This window comes from Pseudonocardia sp. Cha107L01, assembly GCF_052566575.1.
The window spans coordinates 1,492,435-1,507,225 of sequence record NZ_CP199579.1 but is presented as its reverse complement, the minus strand read 5'-3'; the positions used below and the strand labels follow the sequence as shown (position 1 = coordinate 1,507,225).

The 14,791-nt window shown below is 71.9% G+C and carries 15 protein-coding genes; 7 read left to right on the top strand and 8 right to left on the bottom strand.

Annotation, left to right across the window (positions count from 1 at the left end; genetic code table 11):
• Positions 1–6: 6 nt before the first annotated feature.
• From ACTXG6_RS07145 to ACTXG6_RS07135, 3 genes are all read right to left on the bottom strand, one after another.
• Positions 7–1,212, bottom strand: a complete 1,206-nt coding sequence (locus ACTXG6_RS07145) for a hypothetical protein (RefSeq protein WP_445186970.1) — start codon at positions 1,210–1,212, stop codon at positions 7–9.
• A gap of 88 nt (positions 1,213–1,300) precedes the next feature.
• Positions 1,301–1,489, bottom strand: a complete 189-nt coding sequence (locus ACTXG6_RS07140; protein WP_445186969.1) for a hypothetical protein — start codon at positions 1,487–1,489, stop codon at positions 1,301–1,303.
• Positions 1,490–1,748: 259 nt separating this feature from the next.
• Positions 1,749–2,375 (bottom strand): TetR/AcrR family transcriptional regulator, encoded by a 627-nt coding sequence (locus ACTXG6_RS07135; RefSeq protein WP_445186968.1) that lies wholly within the window; start codon positions 2,373–2,375, stop codon positions 1,749–1,751.
• Positions 2,376–2,460: 85 nt separating this feature from the next.
• On the opposite strand from ACTXG6_RS07135, the gene ACTXG6_RS07130 reads away from it, so the two are divergent.
• From ACTXG6_RS07130 to ACTXG6_RS07105, 6 genes are all read left to right on the top strand, one after another.
• Entirely contained in the window at positions 2,461–3,930 is a 1,470-nt protein-coding gene (locus tag ACTXG6_RS07130; RefSeq protein ID WP_445186967.1) for a purine-cytosine permease family protein, read from the top strand.
• A complete protein-coding gene (locus tag ACTXG6_RS07125; protein ID WP_445189935.1) occupies positions 3,924–4,349 on the top strand; it encodes an MBL fold metallo-hydrolase in 426 nt (141 codons plus the stop codon). Before ACTXG6_RS07130 ends, ACTXG6_RS07125 begins: the two co-directional genes overlap by 7 nt.
• Positions 4,346–5,362: an agmatinase gene (gene speB / locus ACTXG6_RS07120; RefSeq protein WP_445186966.1), complete on the top strand. Its 1,017-nt coding sequence runs from the start codon at positions 4,346–4,348 to the stop codon at positions 5,360–5,362. Before ACTXG6_RS07125 ends, speB begins: the two co-directional genes overlap by 4 nt.
• A gap of 106 nt (positions 5,363–5,468) precedes the next feature.
• Entirely contained in the window at positions 5,469–5,732 is a 264-nt protein-coding gene (locus ACTXG6_RS07115; protein ID WP_445186965.1) for a hypothetical protein, read from the top strand.
• 105 nt (positions 5,733–5,837) lie between these two features.
• Positions 5,838–6,812 (top strand): aldo/keto reductase, encoded by a 975-nt coding sequence (locus ACTXG6_RS07110; protein WP_445186964.1) that lies wholly within the window; start codon positions 5,838–5,840, stop codon positions 6,810–6,812.
• A 75-nt stretch (positions 6,813–6,887) separates the two neighbouring features.
• The gene (locus ACTXG6_RS07105) at positions 6,888–7,520 is read left to right on the top strand and encodes a DUF4232 domain-containing protein (protein WP_445186963.1); all 633 of its coding nucleotides are present in this window, start codon (positions 6,888–6,890) and stop codon (positions 7,518–7,520) included.
• A gap of 48 nt (positions 7,521–7,568) precedes the next feature.
• Here the strand turns inward: ACTXG6_RS07105 and ACTXG6_RS07100 are convergent, their stop codons facing one another.
• On the bottom strand, positions 7,569–8,969 hold the full coding sequence (locus ACTXG6_RS07100) for an MFS transporter (protein WP_445186962.1): 1,401 nt from the start codon (positions 8,967–8,969) through the stop codon (positions 7,569–7,571).
• 231 nt (positions 8,970–9,200) lie between these two features.
• On the opposite strand from ACTXG6_RS07100, the gene ACTXG6_RS07095 reads away from it, so the two are divergent.
• Positions 9,201–10,337: an LLM class flavin-dependent oxidoreductase gene (locus tag ACTXG6_RS07095; RefSeq protein WP_445186961.1), complete on the top strand. Its 1,137-nt coding sequence runs from the start codon at positions 9,201–9,203 to the stop codon at positions 10,335–10,337.
• 39 nt (positions 10,338–10,376) lie between these two features.
• Here ACTXG6_RS07095 and ACTXG6_RS07090 read toward each other — a convergent pair whose 3' ends face one another.
• From ACTXG6_RS07090 to ACTXG6_RS07075, 4 genes are read right to left on the bottom strand one after another with little or no spacing between them, the layout of a single operon-like run.
• On the bottom strand, positions 10,377–10,868 hold the full coding sequence (locus ACTXG6_RS07090; RefSeq protein ID WP_445186960.1) for a (2Fe-2S)-binding protein: 492 nt from the start codon (positions 10,866–10,868) through the stop codon (positions 10,377–10,379).
• Positions 10,869–10,885: 17 nt separating this feature from the next.
• Positions 10,886–11,692 carry an FAD binding domain-containing protein gene (locus ACTXG6_RS07085; RefSeq protein WP_445186959.1) on the bottom strand — a complete coding sequence of 269 codons (807 nt, stop codon included), beginning with the start codon at positions 11,690–11,692 and terminating at the stop codon, positions 10,886–10,888.
• A 39-nt stretch (positions 11,693–11,731) separates the two neighbouring features.
• A complete protein-coding gene (locus tag ACTXG6_RS07080) occupies positions 11,732–12,475 on the bottom strand; it encodes an enoyl-CoA hydratase (RefSeq protein WP_445186958.1) in 744 nt (247 codons plus the stop codon).
• A complete protein-coding gene (locus ACTXG6_RS07075; RefSeq protein WP_445186957.1) occupies positions 12,472–14,790 on the bottom strand; it encodes a xanthine dehydrogenase family protein molybdopterin-binding subunit in 2,319 nt (772 codons plus the stop codon). Before ACTXG6_RS07075 ends, ACTXG6_RS07080 begins: the two co-directional genes overlap by 4 nt.
• Position 14,791: the final 1 nt, after the last annotated feature.

Sequence of the window (14,791 nt, the reverse complement as noted above, 5' to 3'; positions counted from 1 at the left end):
GGCTGGTCAGGCCACCACGGTCAGCGGTGAGCGGCGGCCCAGGTCGGCGCCTGGTTCGCCGTCGGTCAGCCGCCGCAGTTCCAGCGCCCGCTCACGCAGGTCGGCGACCGCGTCGAGGTCCTCGGCGATGGCGACGAGCTCGGTGGGCGCGCGCCGGGCGGTCTCGACCGAGGCGCGGACCGTCTCGAGCTCCTCGGCGAGTGCCGGGGTGCGCTCGGCGACGGCGGCGGCGGTGACACGGCGGAGCTCGTGTTGCACGGTGCGGACAGCGTCGCGGATCTGCTTGGTCAGCACGAGCTGGAACTCGTCGGTGAGCCCGCGCACGGCCTTGGCGGCGTCGGCCCGCCGCTTGTCCAGCTGACGTTTCCGTTCCACGCTGGACTTGGCGGCACTGAGCGCCACCGCGCCGACCAAAGCGCCCAATCCGATCACCCAACCCGGCAGGTGCAGGCCGAGCAGCCGGGACAGCACCAGGGTGATCACGATCCCGGAGTAGCCCGGCAACAGGACGGCGAGCAGCCGCGCCTGCAGTGGGCGGTCCGGGCTGGGCCGGCGCCGGTCCGGGAGCTCGGCGACCAGCCGGTGGGGCGGGGTGACCGGCAGTGCCGGTAGCCGGTGCGGCGCGGGCAGCGCGAGTTGGGCGGCAAGGTCGGCGGCCACCTCACGGGTACCTCGGTCCAGCCGCCGGTAGCTGAGGTGAGCTTCGGCGACCAGGCGCACGCGCAGTTCCGCGTCGAGCTGGTCGCGGTTCTTGGCGGGGTCACCGGCGTCGATCGTCTCCTCGGTGTCGCCGACCACGGTGCGAATCCGGGTACGCAGGTCGAACTCGGCGTCGGCGCTCACCGTGGCGAATCCGTACGCCATGTTGTGCGGCCACTCCCGGGACAGCAGTTTGAACCTCTCGGAGCGGGCCTGCACGTCCGCCAGTTCGGCCCGCAGCTGGGCGGTGCGGGCCGGGTCGCCGAGGGTCGCGGCGCGGCTCCGCAGGTCGACACCGAGCGAGTCCAGCGAACGCAACGCCTCCGCCGCCACCTGGCGAACCGCCCCGACCTGGTCAGCGGCACCAGAGGCGGCCTCGAGCATGCGTCGAGCCCGCTTCAACCGGCTGATCAGGTCGGGACGGCTGTTGGCCTTCGCACCTTTAAGCGTGTGCTCGAGCAACTCACGTGCCCGGGTGCTGATGTCCTGGCTCGGCTCCTGCGCGGCGTCCATCTCTTACTCCTCGTTCGAACTGGTGCGTGCCGCACAGGGCCGGGCCTCTGGAGCTCATGACCCCGCATCGCGGGGCCACGGCGGGTCGCTACGAGTCGCTGTCGTCGTACGAGTCGTCGTCGCTGTCGTCGTACGAGTCGTCGCTGTCGTCGCTGTCGTCGTACGAGTCATCGCTGGAGTCGTCGCTCTCGTCGTAGCTCTCCTCGTAGCTGTCCTCGTCGTAGCTCTCCTCGTAGCTGTCCGAGTCCGACTTGTAGGCGTACAAGCTGCTGAACATTGGAACCTCGCCTCGTTGTCCTGGCACATCCCGGAATGTCTTTCCGGCTGGTGAGAAGCCTGCGCCAGATCTCGGTGCGGCACGATCGAGCCAGCCCTACTCCCCGCGGTGGGCCCCCTACACCTGAAGTAGGGACAGCCCACCCCCCGCCGGCGCGTACGGTGGCGCGGCGAATGGCCCGGTCGAGGGCCCGGTCCGGAGGCCGAGCGCCGCTGGCCATGACGTGCCGTGAGGTCGGATCCACCAGCGCCTGCCGCACTCAGCCGGCCAGGGCTCCCGGGGGTAGGCCCAGCTCACGCTCGGCGGTGCTGACCACCCAGCGGCGCACCACCGAGTAGTCCAGGCTCGCGCGCATGGCCGCCTGCACGCTCATCCCGTCGATCGCGGCCATGATCATGGTGGCGGAGGCCGCCGGGTCGTCGACCCGGAACACGCCGCCGTCCCGACCGCGCTCGATCACCTCGACGACCCGGTCCCGCCAGGCCTCCATCAGCCTGCTCACCTCGACGTGCAGGGCCGGCCGCCGCCGCGCCGTGTGCCACGCGTCCAGCCACAGCAGGCTGACCTTGTCCTGCTCCTCGCTGACCAGCTGCCCGATCAGGGCCCGCATCTGAGCCAGTGGCGGGCCGGCCACCTCGACCAGCTCGAACACGTCCCGCAGCTCGGCCTCGGCGACGTCGGCGAAGGCGGCGGCGACCAGCTCGTCGACGGCCGGGAAGTAGTGGTTGACCAGGCCGGGGAACACCCCGAGCGCCTCGGCCACCCGGCGCAGCGTCAGAGCCTCCAGCCCGTTCGCCAGCGCCAGCTCGGCGGCCACGGCGACTATCTCGGCCTTGCGCTGTTCGGCTGGTTTACGGCGGTGCCCGGCCACGGCTCTTGACGTCACGCCCCCAACAGTATTGACTGCCCGACCAATAAGCAATTGTTCAGGCGGCCAATAAGGTCGTGATCACCCAGCTCCGGAGGCCGCCATGGCCCAGCTACAGACCACATCGGACAGCGCGACGGCGCCGGCGGCGGACCCCCTGACCGGGTCGAACGCTCCCGGGCAGGACCGGGCCGGCCAGATCGAGACCCGGGGTATCGACTTCGTGCCCGACACCGAGCGGCACGGCCGCGCCCGGGAACTTTTTGTGGTCTGGGCCGCGTCCAACATCAACTATCTGTATCTGGTGCTCGGCGGCACGCTGGTGTTGCTCGGACTGAACGCTTGGCAGGCGATGCTGGTGGTGGTCGCCGGCAACCTGTTCTGGGCGCTGATCGGGCTGCTGTCGATCAGCGGCTCCCGCTCCGGGACGCCGAGCAGCGTGGTCACCCGCGCCATGTTCGGAGTGCGGGGCAACCGGGTCAACGTGGCGGTCGCGGGCTGGCTGATCTGCATCGCGTACGAGGCGATCAACCTGTCCATCGGCGCGCTGGCCGGGTTCGCGCTGGTCGAGCAGCTGGGCCTGCCCGCCGGTACCGGCGTCAAGATCGCCATCGTCGCGGTCACCGCGGTGGTCACGCTGGCGATCAGCGTCTACGGGCACGCCACCATCGTGCGGGCCAGCGGCGCGTTCACCGTGCTGCTGCTGGTCTGCATGCTGGTGCTGGCGGTGTTCGTCCTGCGCCACGCCGACCTGTCGTTCGTGCCCGTGGTCGACGGCGCCGCGCTGCACGGCGCCGGGATCTGGGCGGCCGCGTTCACCGGGCTCACGATCATCGCCTCCGGCCCGCTGTCCTGGGGCACCGGCGCCGACTACGCCCGCTACCTGCCTGCGGACACCTCGCCGAAGGCCGTCGCCGGCTGGACCGCGCTCGGCGGCTTCCTGCCGTCCGTGGTGCTCGGCGGGGTGGGCGTACTGGCCGCCACCGCGGTGGACATGACCGACCCGCAGACCGCGCTCGGACACCTGCTGCCCCGGTGGTTCTACCCGGTGTTCCTGCTGGTCATCGTGCTCGGTTCGATCACCAACAACGTGCTCACCGCGTACAGCTCGGGGCTGCAGCTGCAGGCGGTCGGCATCAAAGCCAGCCGCGCCCGCACCGTGCTGCTGGACGGCGTGATGGGGGTCGCGCTGACCGGGTACGCGCTGTTCGTGTCCAACTTCATCGACACCCTGAGCAGCGTGCTAGAGCTCAGCGTCGTGCTGCTGGCGCCGAGCATCGCGATCTACGCCACCGACATCGTGCTGCGCCGCAACCGCTACGACGGCCCCGAGCTGCACGACGAGTCGCCGGGCAGCCGGTTCTGGTACCGCCACGGCGTCAACTGGGCCGGGGTCGGTGCCCAGCTGCTGGGCAGCGCGGCGGCCCTGCTGTGCGTGAACAGCACCGCGTTCACCGGCCCCGTCGCCGCGGCGCTGGGCGGCGCCGACCTGTCCACGATCGTCGGGCCGGGGGTCGCCGTGGCCGTCTACGCGACCGTGACGCGGCGGGCGAGCCACTCCCGGAGCTGCTGATCACCGCGCGCCCACACCCGGACTTCGACCCCGCCGACTACCGGCTGCGCCCGGCCCGGGTCACCAGGGCACTGGGCGACGGCGACACCGTCGACCTCGGCGACCGGGCCTTCACCGTGCTGCACCTGCCCGGGCACAGCCCCGGCGGTATCGCCCTGTTCGAGGAGCGCACCGGCACCCTGTTCAGCGGCGACGTGGTCTACGACGGCGAGTTGCTGGACGAGCTCGACGGCTCCGACATCGAGGCCTACCTGGCCACCATGCGCCGGTTGCGTGAGCTTCCGGTGCACACCGTGCACGCCGGCCACGATTCGAGTTTCGACGGCGCCAGGCTGCACGACATCATCGACACTTACCTCCGAGTGCGGTCCACCCGGTCGCACCCCGGAAGAGCCTCAGTCCGAAAGGTCAGGCAATGAGCCGCTACGGCGCCCAGTTCGGTCCGGACATCACCTTCCTCGGCGTGGACCGCTGCGACTGGGCCGAGCCGGAGACCTACGCCGACGCCGACGTGGTCATCCTCGGCGCCCCGTTCGACGGCGGCACCTCGCACCGCTCCGGTACCCGGTTCGGCCCGCAGTTCATCCGCCAGACCTGCTACCTGCCGCACGACGGCTCCCGCCCGTCCCTGGCACTGCGGGTCGACGGGCTGGGCGCCGACCTGAAGGTCTACGACGCCGGCGACGTCGAGCTGTACTCCGGCGACGCCGAGCGCTCGGTGCGCGACCTGCAGGAGGCGGTGTACGCGGTGACCCGCACCGGGGCCATCCCACTGATCCTCGGCGGCGACCACACCATCGCCTGGCCGGACGCCGCCGGTGTCGCCCAACACCACGGCCAGGGCCGCATCTCGATGATCCACTTCGACGCGCACGCGGACACCGGCGACATCGCGTTCGGCTCCCTGGTCGGGCACGGCCAGCCGATGCGCCGGCTGATCGAGTCCGGTGCGCTGCGCGGCGACCGCTTCCTGCAGATCGGCCTGCGCGGCTACTGGCCCGAACCCGCAACCCTCGCCTGGATGGCTGAGCAGCGAATGCGTTCCTACGAAATGACCGAGATCGTCGCCCGCGGCCTGCCCGAGTGCCTCACCGAGGCGTTCGGCATCGCCACCGACGACTGCGACGGGGTGTTCCTCTCGGTCGACATCGACGTCTGCGACCCCGGGCACGCCCCCGGCACCGGCACCCCCGAGCCCGGCGGCCTCACCGCCCGCGAGCTGCTCGACTCGGTCCGGCGCATCGCCTACGAGCTGCCCGTCGTCGGTGTGGACGTGGTGGAGGTGTCGCCGCCCTACGACCACGCCGACATCACCTCGTTCCTGGCGAACCGCGTGGTCCTCGAAACGCTGTCCGGCATCGCCCGCCGCCGCAAGGACGCCGCCGACGGCACCACCTGGGACCCCAGGCAACCGCTCCTGGACGGCCGCTGAGCGGCCTTGTCGCATGCCGACGCCTGTGCCACACTTCATCGAAATTGTCGCAATGACGCTTGTCGCAATGACGCGGGGCTCGCTCCGCTAAGGAGTCGACTCCACCATGGCACTGCTGTCACTACGGACCGCCGGAACCCTGCTCGCCGGCGTCGGAGCCAGCCACTTCGTCGCGCCCGGCCTGTACGAGCCGATCACCGCCCCGGTGTTCCCCGACGACACCCGGTCCTGGATCTACCGCAACGGCGCCACCGAGTTGGCGCTCGGCCTGGCCCTGCGCAACCGCAACCGGACACTGCGCACCGCCGGCCTCGCCGGACTGCTCGGCTACACACTCTGGCTCGGCATCAACGCGGCCAAGAACCGCTGATCAGGCGCTAGCACCGCCTGACTGAGAGAGGTCGGGGGCAGCAGAAGTTATCCTGACATGACAGGTTCGCGTAAGCGCCTACGTGTCGAAGGATGGGATAGTCGGATGCGGAATATTGTGCTGGGCAAGAGCGGTCTGGACGTGTCGCGGGTCGCGTTCGGTACCTGGCAGCTCGGCGGGGACTGGGGCTCGTTCGACGAGGACGCCGCGATCGGCGCCATCCGGCACGCCCGCTCGCTCGGGGTCAACATCTTCGACACGGCGCAGGCATACGGCTTCGGCCGGTCCGAGGAGGTCCTCGGCAAGGCATTGCGCAGCGAGCTGGACAGCAACCGGGACCAGCTGGTCATCGCCACCAAGGGCGGCATCAACCCGGGTTCCGCCCGGCCGCGCGACGCGCGCCGGGACTGGCTGCGCAGCGGCGTCGAAGCCAGCCTGCGCGCGCTGAACGTCGACTACATCGACCTCTACCAGGTGCACTGGCCGGACTCGGACACGCCGGCCGAGGAGACCGCCACGGCGCTGCAGGAGCTCATCGACGAGGGCAAGGTCCGCCACGTCGGCGTGTCCAACTACACCGACGAGCAGATGGCCGCCTTCGACAAGACCCGCCCGGTCGAGACCGTGCAGCCGCCGTACCACCTGTTCCGCCGCGACATCGAGAACGACGTGCTGCCCTACGCGAGGAAGCACAACGTGGGCGTGCTCGCCTACAGCCCACTGGGCAGCGGCCTGCTGACCGGCCAGCTCACCCCGGACAGCACCTTCGACAGCGACGACTGGCGCTCGAAGTCGACCGCATTCCGGGGCGACACGCTGCGCCGCAACCTCGCCGTGGTCGACAAGCTGGCCGAGCTCGCCGGCTCGCGCGGACTGTCCATCGGCCAGCTCGCCACCGCCTGGGTGCTCGCCCAGCCGGGGGTCCACGTGGCCATCGTCGGGGCCCGCAGTGCGCGCAACATCGAGAACAGCCTGGCCGCCGCGGACGTCGACCTCACCGAGGCGGACCTGGCCGACATCGAGAAGATCGTCGCCGAGGGCGTGTCGATCACCGGCGCGTCACCGGAAGGCGTGGAGTAGCCCGTCCCCGACGTGTTGGCCGCCGCGCGCGGTACGTGATCCAGTACCGTGCGCGGCGACTCGTCTGGGGGATCCATGCGCACGCTCATCGGGATGTCGTTGCTGGTCACCGTCGTGCTCGCCGGGTGCGGCGGCCCCGCGCCCACGGTGGCGCCCCCGTCCTCGTCCGCCGCCGCGCCGCCCAGCTCGTCCGCCGCCGGCCCGTCCGCCAGCGGGTCTGCCGGGTCCGTCGCGGCTGGGGACGGAGCGGACGCGAGCACGCAGGCTGTCGCCCGCTGTCATACCGCGCAGCTGTCCGCGCGGCTCGGCCCGCGCGTCGGCTCCGACCCAGCGCAGGGTTACCTGCCGCTGATCTACACCAACACCTCGCGCCAGGCGTGCCTGCTGCGCGGGGTGCCCGGCGCCGACCTGCACGGACCCGCCGATCCCAACGGCCCGGTGTACACGCTGTTCCGGCAGCAGTCCGGCATCAAGGACATGCGGCTGCAACCGGGTGCCAGCGCGTCGGCGCGGTTGGTGGTGCTGTCGGACCAGGACGGCTCGTTCGGCAGCCTCGGCTCGCGCAACTGGGTGCCGACGCAGCTGGTGACCATCCCGCCCGGCGAGACCACCGCGCTCACCGTGCCGTGGCCGGCCGGGCTGACGGTGTCGCGCCAGGACTCCGCGACGCACCCGGGCTCCTGGATCGAGCCCTTCGCCGCCGGCTGAGTCCTTGGTTCGGCACCGGGGTCAGTTCGGCGGCCGCGGGCTGAGCCGTTAGTTCGGCACCGCGGTCCGGGGAGCCAGCACCACGCCCAGCACGCCGAGCGCGGCGAGCACCGCGAGCAGCACCGGCATCGCCGTCGCCGGCGTACCCAGCAGCGCAAGCAGCGCACCACCCGCGCCGATCATGGTGGCGGTGCTGAGCTGGTCGGCCATCTGCGCCGCCGAGGTGTGGAACCCGATCTCACCGGGCGCGGACTGGCGCAGCAGCAGGAACGCGATCGACGGGAAGGACAGCCCCATCCCGACACCGGCGCACGCCCACACCGGCAGCGCCAGCCACCCCACGCCCCAGCTCGGCGCGACGAGCAGCAGTGCCAGCGCTCCGCCCGCGAGCAGGCAGAACCCGATGCGCAGCAGCCGAGGCCGGGACAGGTCGGGGTGCCGTCCCTGCCACCAGGACGCCGACGACCAGCCCAGCGCGCCGACCACCAGCGGGGTACCGGCGGCGGCCAGCGACCAGTGGTGCGTGCTGGTCAGGATCAGCGGCAGGTAGGAACCCGTGGTGAAGAACAGCGCCGCGCACAGCCCTCGACAGGCCACCACGGTGGAGATGCCCCGCCGCGCCCGGAACACCCCGGTCGGCAGCAGCCGCCGCGTCGCCGGCACCAGTACCAGCAGTGCGACGACCAGCACGATGGCAGCGGTGGCGTCCGGTTTCTGGCCGGCCCAGGTCAACGCGGACACCCCGGCGGCGGCCCCGAACGCGGCGAGGAGCAGGCCCCGGCGCTTCGGCGCGGCCGCCCGGTTCGGGTCCGGCGCGCCCAGCCGGCGGACCGCCGGCACCACCAGCACCAACGCCAGCACAGCGACCGGCACCAGGCCGAAGAACACCCACCGCCAGGAGAGCCGCTCGGTGACCAGGCCGGAGATCGGCGGACCGATCAACGAGGGCAGCACCCAGGCCGAGGACATCAGGCCGAACATCGCCGGCCGGACCCGCTCCGGGTACACCTGCGCGACCAGCACATAGATCGCCACCGTCACACTGCCCGCACCCAGGCCCTGCAGCGTCCGGCCGACCAGGAGCTGCGGCATGCCGGCCGCGCTCGCCGCGGTGAGCAGGCCGGCGGAGAACAGCACGGGCGCCACGATCAAGGGCAACCTCGGGCCGGCCAGGTCGCACCAGCGTCCGCCGAGCACGGTGCCGAACACCCCGGCGGCCATGAACGCCACGAACGGCCAGGCGTACAGCGACAGCGCACCGAGGCTCGCGACCAACGCCGGCATCGCGGTACCGACGCCCATTGCCTCGAACGCCACCATGCTGATCAGCAGCAACACGCCGACCGTGATCGAACGCCGCCCCGGGCCGAACAGTTCGCCGCTGGTGGACGCGCGGACATAGGTGGGCTCCGGCGGCGTGGTCTCTGGGGCGGCGTCCTGCGTACTCATGTCCCCCACACTGCAACCTGAACGGGGCTCCAGGTCAAGCCAGTTGACGCCGAGCGCCCGCATACCGGGAAATCGCGCCCACCCCACCGGCGAGTCGGGGATTCCGTCCCCGCGAGTCGGGGCTCCCAGCACACTGAGTCGGGGCTCCCAGCACACTGGATCGCGGGCTCGCGTCCCCGCGAGTCGCGGGATTTTGCAGGCGTCGAGTCGCTGGGCGCCCTGGGTGTGCTGTTGCGTATTCCTACGCAGAGCAAAGCGACGACCGGTCACCCCGCGAAGCCGGTGTCGACATGCCGCCGCCGTCTCGCGGAGCGCGATCCGCTAATCGGAACTACGGTCGGCTCGGCGATCGACGACACCGAGGTCGTCGCGCGGACCTGTACCGAGGGGGACCCGGTGGCCCTGACCATGTCGTGCGCCTTCAACACGTCGCTGGACAGCCACGAGCACGCCCGCATCGCCGAGCAGCTGGGCTACCGCAACGTCTGGTTCTACGACTCGCCCGCGCTCTACGCCGACGTCTGGGTGCAGCTGTGCCGCGCCGCCGAGCGCACCGAACGCGTCCGGCTCGGCCCGGGCGTGCTGGTACCGACGCTGCGGCATCCGATGGCCAGTGCCGCCGCGATCTCCACGCTGGTCTCGATCGCCGGGCGGGAGCGGGTCGCGGTGACCGTCGGCTCCGGGTTCACCGGTGCGTTCACCCTCGGTCAGCGCCCGGCGAAGTGGACCTACGTGGCGAACTACATCCGCACGCTGCGTGCCCTGCTTCGCGGTGAGCAGACGGAATGGGAGGGCGCCCAGATCCGGATGATGCAGCACCCCGGCTTCGGTACGGCGCGGCCGATCGAGATCCCGATCCTGGTCGGCGCCCAGGGCCCGAAGGGAACGGCGGTGGCCAGGGACATCGGCGACGGGGTGTTCGGTGCGCCGAGGCCGATACCGGGGTTCGACTGGAGCGCCGTGCTGTTGTTCGGCACGGTGCTGGACGAGGGCGAGGATCCCGGCAGCGAACGGGCGATCGCCGCCGGCGGCCACGGGGCCAGCGTGGCGCTGCACTGGGCGCTGGAGTTCGGCCAGGCGGACCGGCTGCCGAACGGATCCGCATGGGCGGCCGCTTACGACGACGTGCCGGCGGACGCGCGTCATCTCGCGCTGCACGACGGGCACCTCGCGGTGGTCAGCGAGCGGGACCGGCCCTTCGTGACCGGCGAGGTGATGGTCGGCGCGGGCCTGGCGGTGTCCGCCGCGGCGATGCGCGACAAGGTGGCCGGACTGGCCGAGCAGGGCGCCACCGAGATCGCCTACCAGCCGGCCGGACCGGACGTGCCGCGCGAGCTGGAGGCGTTCGCCAAGGCCGTGCAGGGCTGAATCCCCGACTCGCGGGGGATGGGTGCTGAGAGGCGCGACTCAGTGTGCTGAGAGGCCCGACTCGCGGGAGCAGGGGTGGGCGGCGGCGGCTTGGATGGCGTCGACGATGCCGGCGTAACCGGTGCAGCGGCAGATATTGCCGGACATCTCCGCCCGGATCGTCTCCCGGGACGGGTCGCGGTGCGTGCGCAGCAGGTGCAGCGCGCTGATCAACATGCCCGGGGTGCAGAAGCCGCATTGCAACCCGTGGTGCGCCACGAACGCCTCCTGCAGCGGGTCCAGCTGACCGTCCGGCGACTCGAGCCCCTCCACCGTGGTCACCGAGGCACCGTCCGCCTGGACCGCGAACATCAGGCAGGCGCGCGCGGGTTCGTCGTCGACCAGCACGGTGCAGGCGCCGCAGACCCCGTGCTCGCAGCCCAGGTGGGTACCGGTGAGCCCGCAGTCCTCGCGCAGCGCGTCGGCCAGTGTGCGCCTCGGCTCCACGTCCAGCCGGACCCGCTCGCCGTTCACCGTGAGCTCCACCTTCATGCCCAACCTCCGATCGCTCACGAAACGCCGGCCTGGCGCAGCGCGCGGCCGACCAGCTCGGCGGCCAGCGCGCGCCGGTACGGGGCCGACGCGTGCAGGTCGCCCGTCGGTTCCAGCTCGGCACACACCGCAACCACCACCTCCTCGACCGAGCCACCGCCGGCCAGCACGTCCTCGCCGGCCGCCGACCGCATCGGTACCGCCGACACCCCGCCCAGTGCGATCGCCCCGTCCGCCACCACCGCCGTGACCAGCGCGAAGTCGCCGTGCCTGCGGGCGAACTCGGCGAAACCCCAGCGCACCGGCACCGGGAAGGACACCGAGGTGATCAGCTCGTCCTCGGCCAGCGTGCTCATCAGGGGGCCGGTGAACAGGTCGGCGGCGGCCACCGAGCGCACCCCGGCGGGCCCCACCACGGACACCACCGCATCACACGCCACGGCGACCACCGGCAGCTCGGCGGACGGGTCGGCGTGCGCCAGACTGCCGGCCGCCGTCCCCCTGCTCCGGATCGCCGGGTGCCCGATCCACCGGGCCGCCTCGGCGAGCAGCAGGTGCCCGGTCTGGCCGGCGAGCGCACTGTGCCTGGTCAGTGCGCCGACGTGCAGCACCCCGTCGACGAGCGAGACCTCGGCCAGGTCGGCCACCCGGTTGATGTCGACCAGCAGGTCCGGCCGCGCCATCCGCAGCGCGAGCAGCGGCACCAGGCTCTGCCCGCCGGCCAGGACCTTGCCTTCGCGGCCGTCAGCCCCACACGAGGCCAACGCGGCCACCGCCTCGTCGACCGAGGCGGCCCGCAGATACTCGAACGGCGCCGGCTTCACCGGCGACCCACCCACAGAGAACCCGACCTCATCCGGCGGTCAGCGCCCCTCGAACCGGGGTCGGCGCTTCTCCGTGCGGGCCAGCCGCCCCTCGGCGAAGTCGTCGCTGGCCCAGCAGCCCTCGAAGGCGTCGTACAGCTCCTTGTCGGCGAACGGGTCGAGGTCCGGCTCGAAGACCTGGTTGAGCACCTGCTTGCTGTAGGCGATGGTCAGCGGCGCGAGATCGGTCATGGTGGCCGCCCAGTCCAGCGCGTCGGCGAGGGTGCCGGCTCGGTCCGCCAACCCGCCGGCGACGGCCTCCGGGGCGGACAGCTGCTCGCAGGCCAGCAGCATCCGCCGGGCCACCCCGTTGCCGGCCAACAGCGCGAGCCGGCGGATGGTCCACGGGTCGACCGCGAGGCCGATGCGCGCGGTCGGCACCGCGAACACCGCCTCCGGCGCGACGATCCGCAGGTCGGCGGCCAGCGCCAGCTGCGTGCCGGCGCCGATCGCCGGGCCGTTCACCGCCGCGAGCACCGGTACCGGCGCCTCGGTGACGGTGTGCAGCATCTCGTAGAGGGCCTCGCGGAACTCAGCGGTGTACACCCCGTCCAGGTCGGCGCCGGAGCAGAAGCTGGTACCGGCGCCGGTCAGCACCAGCGCGCGGGCCTCGGCGACGAGCACACCCCGCACCGCGTCCGTGAGCTGCACGCACAGCTCGGTGGTCAGCGCGTTGCGCTTGGCCTGCCGGTCGATGGTGACCAGCGCGACCCGCCCGTGCCAGCTCACCGAAACGAGCGTCATTGGAGTTCCTTCCAGATGGAGCCGGGGGTGAGCGGCAGCGTGTCGATCCGAATGCCCAACGCGTCGCTCACCGCGCCGGCCAGCACCGCGTTCGGGCCAAGCGTGCCGCCTTCGCCGACACCGCGCACACCGAGCGGGTTGGCCGCCGGGTGTTCCACGTGGTCGATCAGCAGCTCGGGTACCTCGGCGCTGGTCGGCATCAGGTAGTCGAGCAGGGTGCCGGTGATCAGGTTGCCCACCTCGTCGTAGACCAGGTGCTCATAGATGGCGCCGCCGATGCCCTGGGCGATCGAGCCGGCGATCTGCCCGTGCACGATCTGCGGGTTCATCGCCCGCCCGGAGTCCTCAACACAGGCCCACCTGAGCACCCGGATCTCACCGGTGGAGCGGTCCACCTCGACGGCGGCGACCTGTGCGCCGGCCGCGAAGGCACCCCGGACCGGGTCGTAGAACTTAGTTGCCTCCAGCCCCGGTTCGACGCTGTCGGGGAGCCGGTTGGACTCCAGGTAGGCCACCCTGGCGACCTCGGCGACCGAGATCCCCGAGCTGGGGTCACCGACCACGCTGACCTGTCCGGCGTTCACCACCAGGTCGTCCGGGGACGCCTCGAGCAGGCCGGCGGCCAGCGTGACCAGCTTCTCCTTCACGGCCAGCGCGGTGTTGTTCGCCGCGCCGCCGCCGATCACCGCCTGCCGGCTGGAGAACGCGCCGAAGCCCCAGAGCGCGGTCTCGGTGTCGCCGATGCGCACCTCGACGTCGTCGTAGGCCACCCCGATGCCGTCGGCCACGATCTGCGCGATCGTGGTCTCCAGGCCCTGGCCCTGCGAGGTGACCCCGGAGAACACGGTGACCCGGCCGTCCGGGTTGATCCGCACGGTGCACGCCTCGTGCCCGGTGCGGAACGGCATCCGGGGTCCGGCGGAGGCGGCGCGGCCGAGGCCGGTCAGCTCGTTGTAGCAGGCGAAGCCGATGCCGATCTGTTTCGCGCTCGGGTCGCCCGAGGACCGGCGGCGGTGCTGCTCGGCGCGAAGCTCGTCGTAACCCAGGGCGTCGAGGGCCTTGGTCAGGCACTCCTCGTAGTGCCCGGAGTCGTCGACCAGCCGCGACGGCATCTTGTACGGGATGTCCTCCGGCTTGATCAGATTGCGCCGCCGGACGTCCACGGCGGAGATGCCCAGCGCACGGGCCCCCTCGTCCATGATCGTCTCCATCGCGAACACCGTGGACGGGCGGGCGACACCCCGGTACGGGCCGGACGGGGCGGTGTTGGTGGCGACCCCGCGCACCGTGCACCGGTAGTTGTCCAGCTTGTACGGCCCGCAGAGCAGCCCGCCGGCCATCAGCGGCTCGATGCCGGCCGTCCACGGGTACACCGAGTAGGCGCCGACGTTGCAGGTCACGTCCGCCTCGAGGGCCAGCAGCGTGCCGTCGGCGGCGAACCCGGCGCTGATCAGGTAGCGGTGGTCGCGGGCGTGGGTGGCGGCGGCCAGGTGCTCGACCCGGTCCTCCACCCACTTCACCGGCACGTTCGGCATGGCCTTGGCGATCAGGCACAGCGCCACGTCCTCCGGGTAGAGCACGGCCTTCACCCCGAAGCCGCCGCCGACGTCCGGCGCGATCACCCGCACGTTGCCCTCGGCGAGCTCGAGCAGCTCGGCGATCATGTTGCGGACCAGGTGCGGTACCTGGGTGGACGACCAGAACGTGAGCTTGCGGTCGGCCGGCTCCCACAGCGCAACGCCGGCCCGGCACTCCATCGGGTTGCCGGCGTGGCGGTTGGTGACCAGCTCGCGGCGCACCACCACGTGGGCGGTGGCGAACGCCTCGGTCACCGAGCCGGCGTCGAAGGTGCGGGCCAGCAGCACGTTGTCCGGTGCGTCAGCGTGCAGGGGGGCGGCCGGCGTCTGTGCCGACTCAGCCCAGGCGCACACGGTCACCGGCAGCGGCTCGTAGTCCACCTCGACCAGCTCGCAGCCGTCCTCCGCCAGGTACCGGTCGGCGGCCACCACAGCGGCCACCGCCTCGCCGGCGAACCGCACCCTGGTGTGCGCGAGCACCGGCTGCTCGGTCTCCACGTACGACGGCAGTGCGGACTTCGCGCGCAGTGCCACGGCGGCGAAGTCGGCACCGGTGAACACCCGGTAGCCGGCCTCCCTGGCCGCCTCGGTGTGCACCGCGGTGATCTCCGCGTGCGCGACCGGGCTGCGCAGGAACGCCACCTGCCGCATCCTCGGCAGCACCAGGTCGCCCACGAACCGCCCGTGCCCGGTGACCAGCCGCTGGTCCTCCTTGCGCCGAGGACTCGTCCCCAGCACC

Coding starts and splice junctions, on each gene's coding strand:
- speB (WP_445186966.1), top strand. CDS start 4,346: ATGAGCCGCTACGGCGCCCAGTTCGGTCCGGACATCACCTTCCTCGGC.
- ACTXG6_RS07140 (WP_445186969.1), bottom strand. CDS start 1,489: ATGTTCAGCAGCTTGTACGCCTACAAGTCGGACTCGGACAGCTACGAG.
- ACTXG6_RS07110 (WP_445186964.1), top strand. CDS start 5,838: ATGCGGAATATTGTGCTGGGCAAGAGCGGTCTGGACGTGTCGCGGGTC.
- ACTXG6_RS07090 (WP_445186960.1), bottom strand. CDS start 10,868: ATGAAGGTGGAGCTCACGGTGAACGGCGAGCGGGTCCGGCTGGACGTG.
- ACTXG6_RS07080 (WP_445186958.1), bottom strand. CDS start 12,475: ATGACGCTCGTTTCGGTGAGCTGGCACGGGCGGGTCGCGCTGGTCACC.
- ACTXG6_RS07115 (WP_445186965.1), top strand. CDS start 5,469: ATGGCACTGCTGTCACTACGGACCGCCGGAACCCTGCTCGCCGGCGTC.
- ACTXG6_RS07105 (WP_445186963.1), top strand. CDS start 6,888: ATGCGCACGCTCATCGGGATGTCGTTGCTGGTCACCGTCGTGCTCGCC.
- ACTXG6_RS07145 (WP_445186970.1), bottom strand. CDS start 1,212: ATGGACGCCGCGCAGGAGCCGAGCCAGGACATCAGCACCCGGGCACGT.
- ACTXG6_RS07130 (WP_445186967.1), top strand. CDS start 2,461: ATGGCCCAGCTACAGACCACATCGGACAGCGCGACGGCGCCGGCGGCG.
- ACTXG6_RS07100 (WP_445186962.1), bottom strand. CDS start 8,969: ATGAGTACGCAGGACGCCGCCCCAGAGACCACGCCGCCGGAGCCCACC.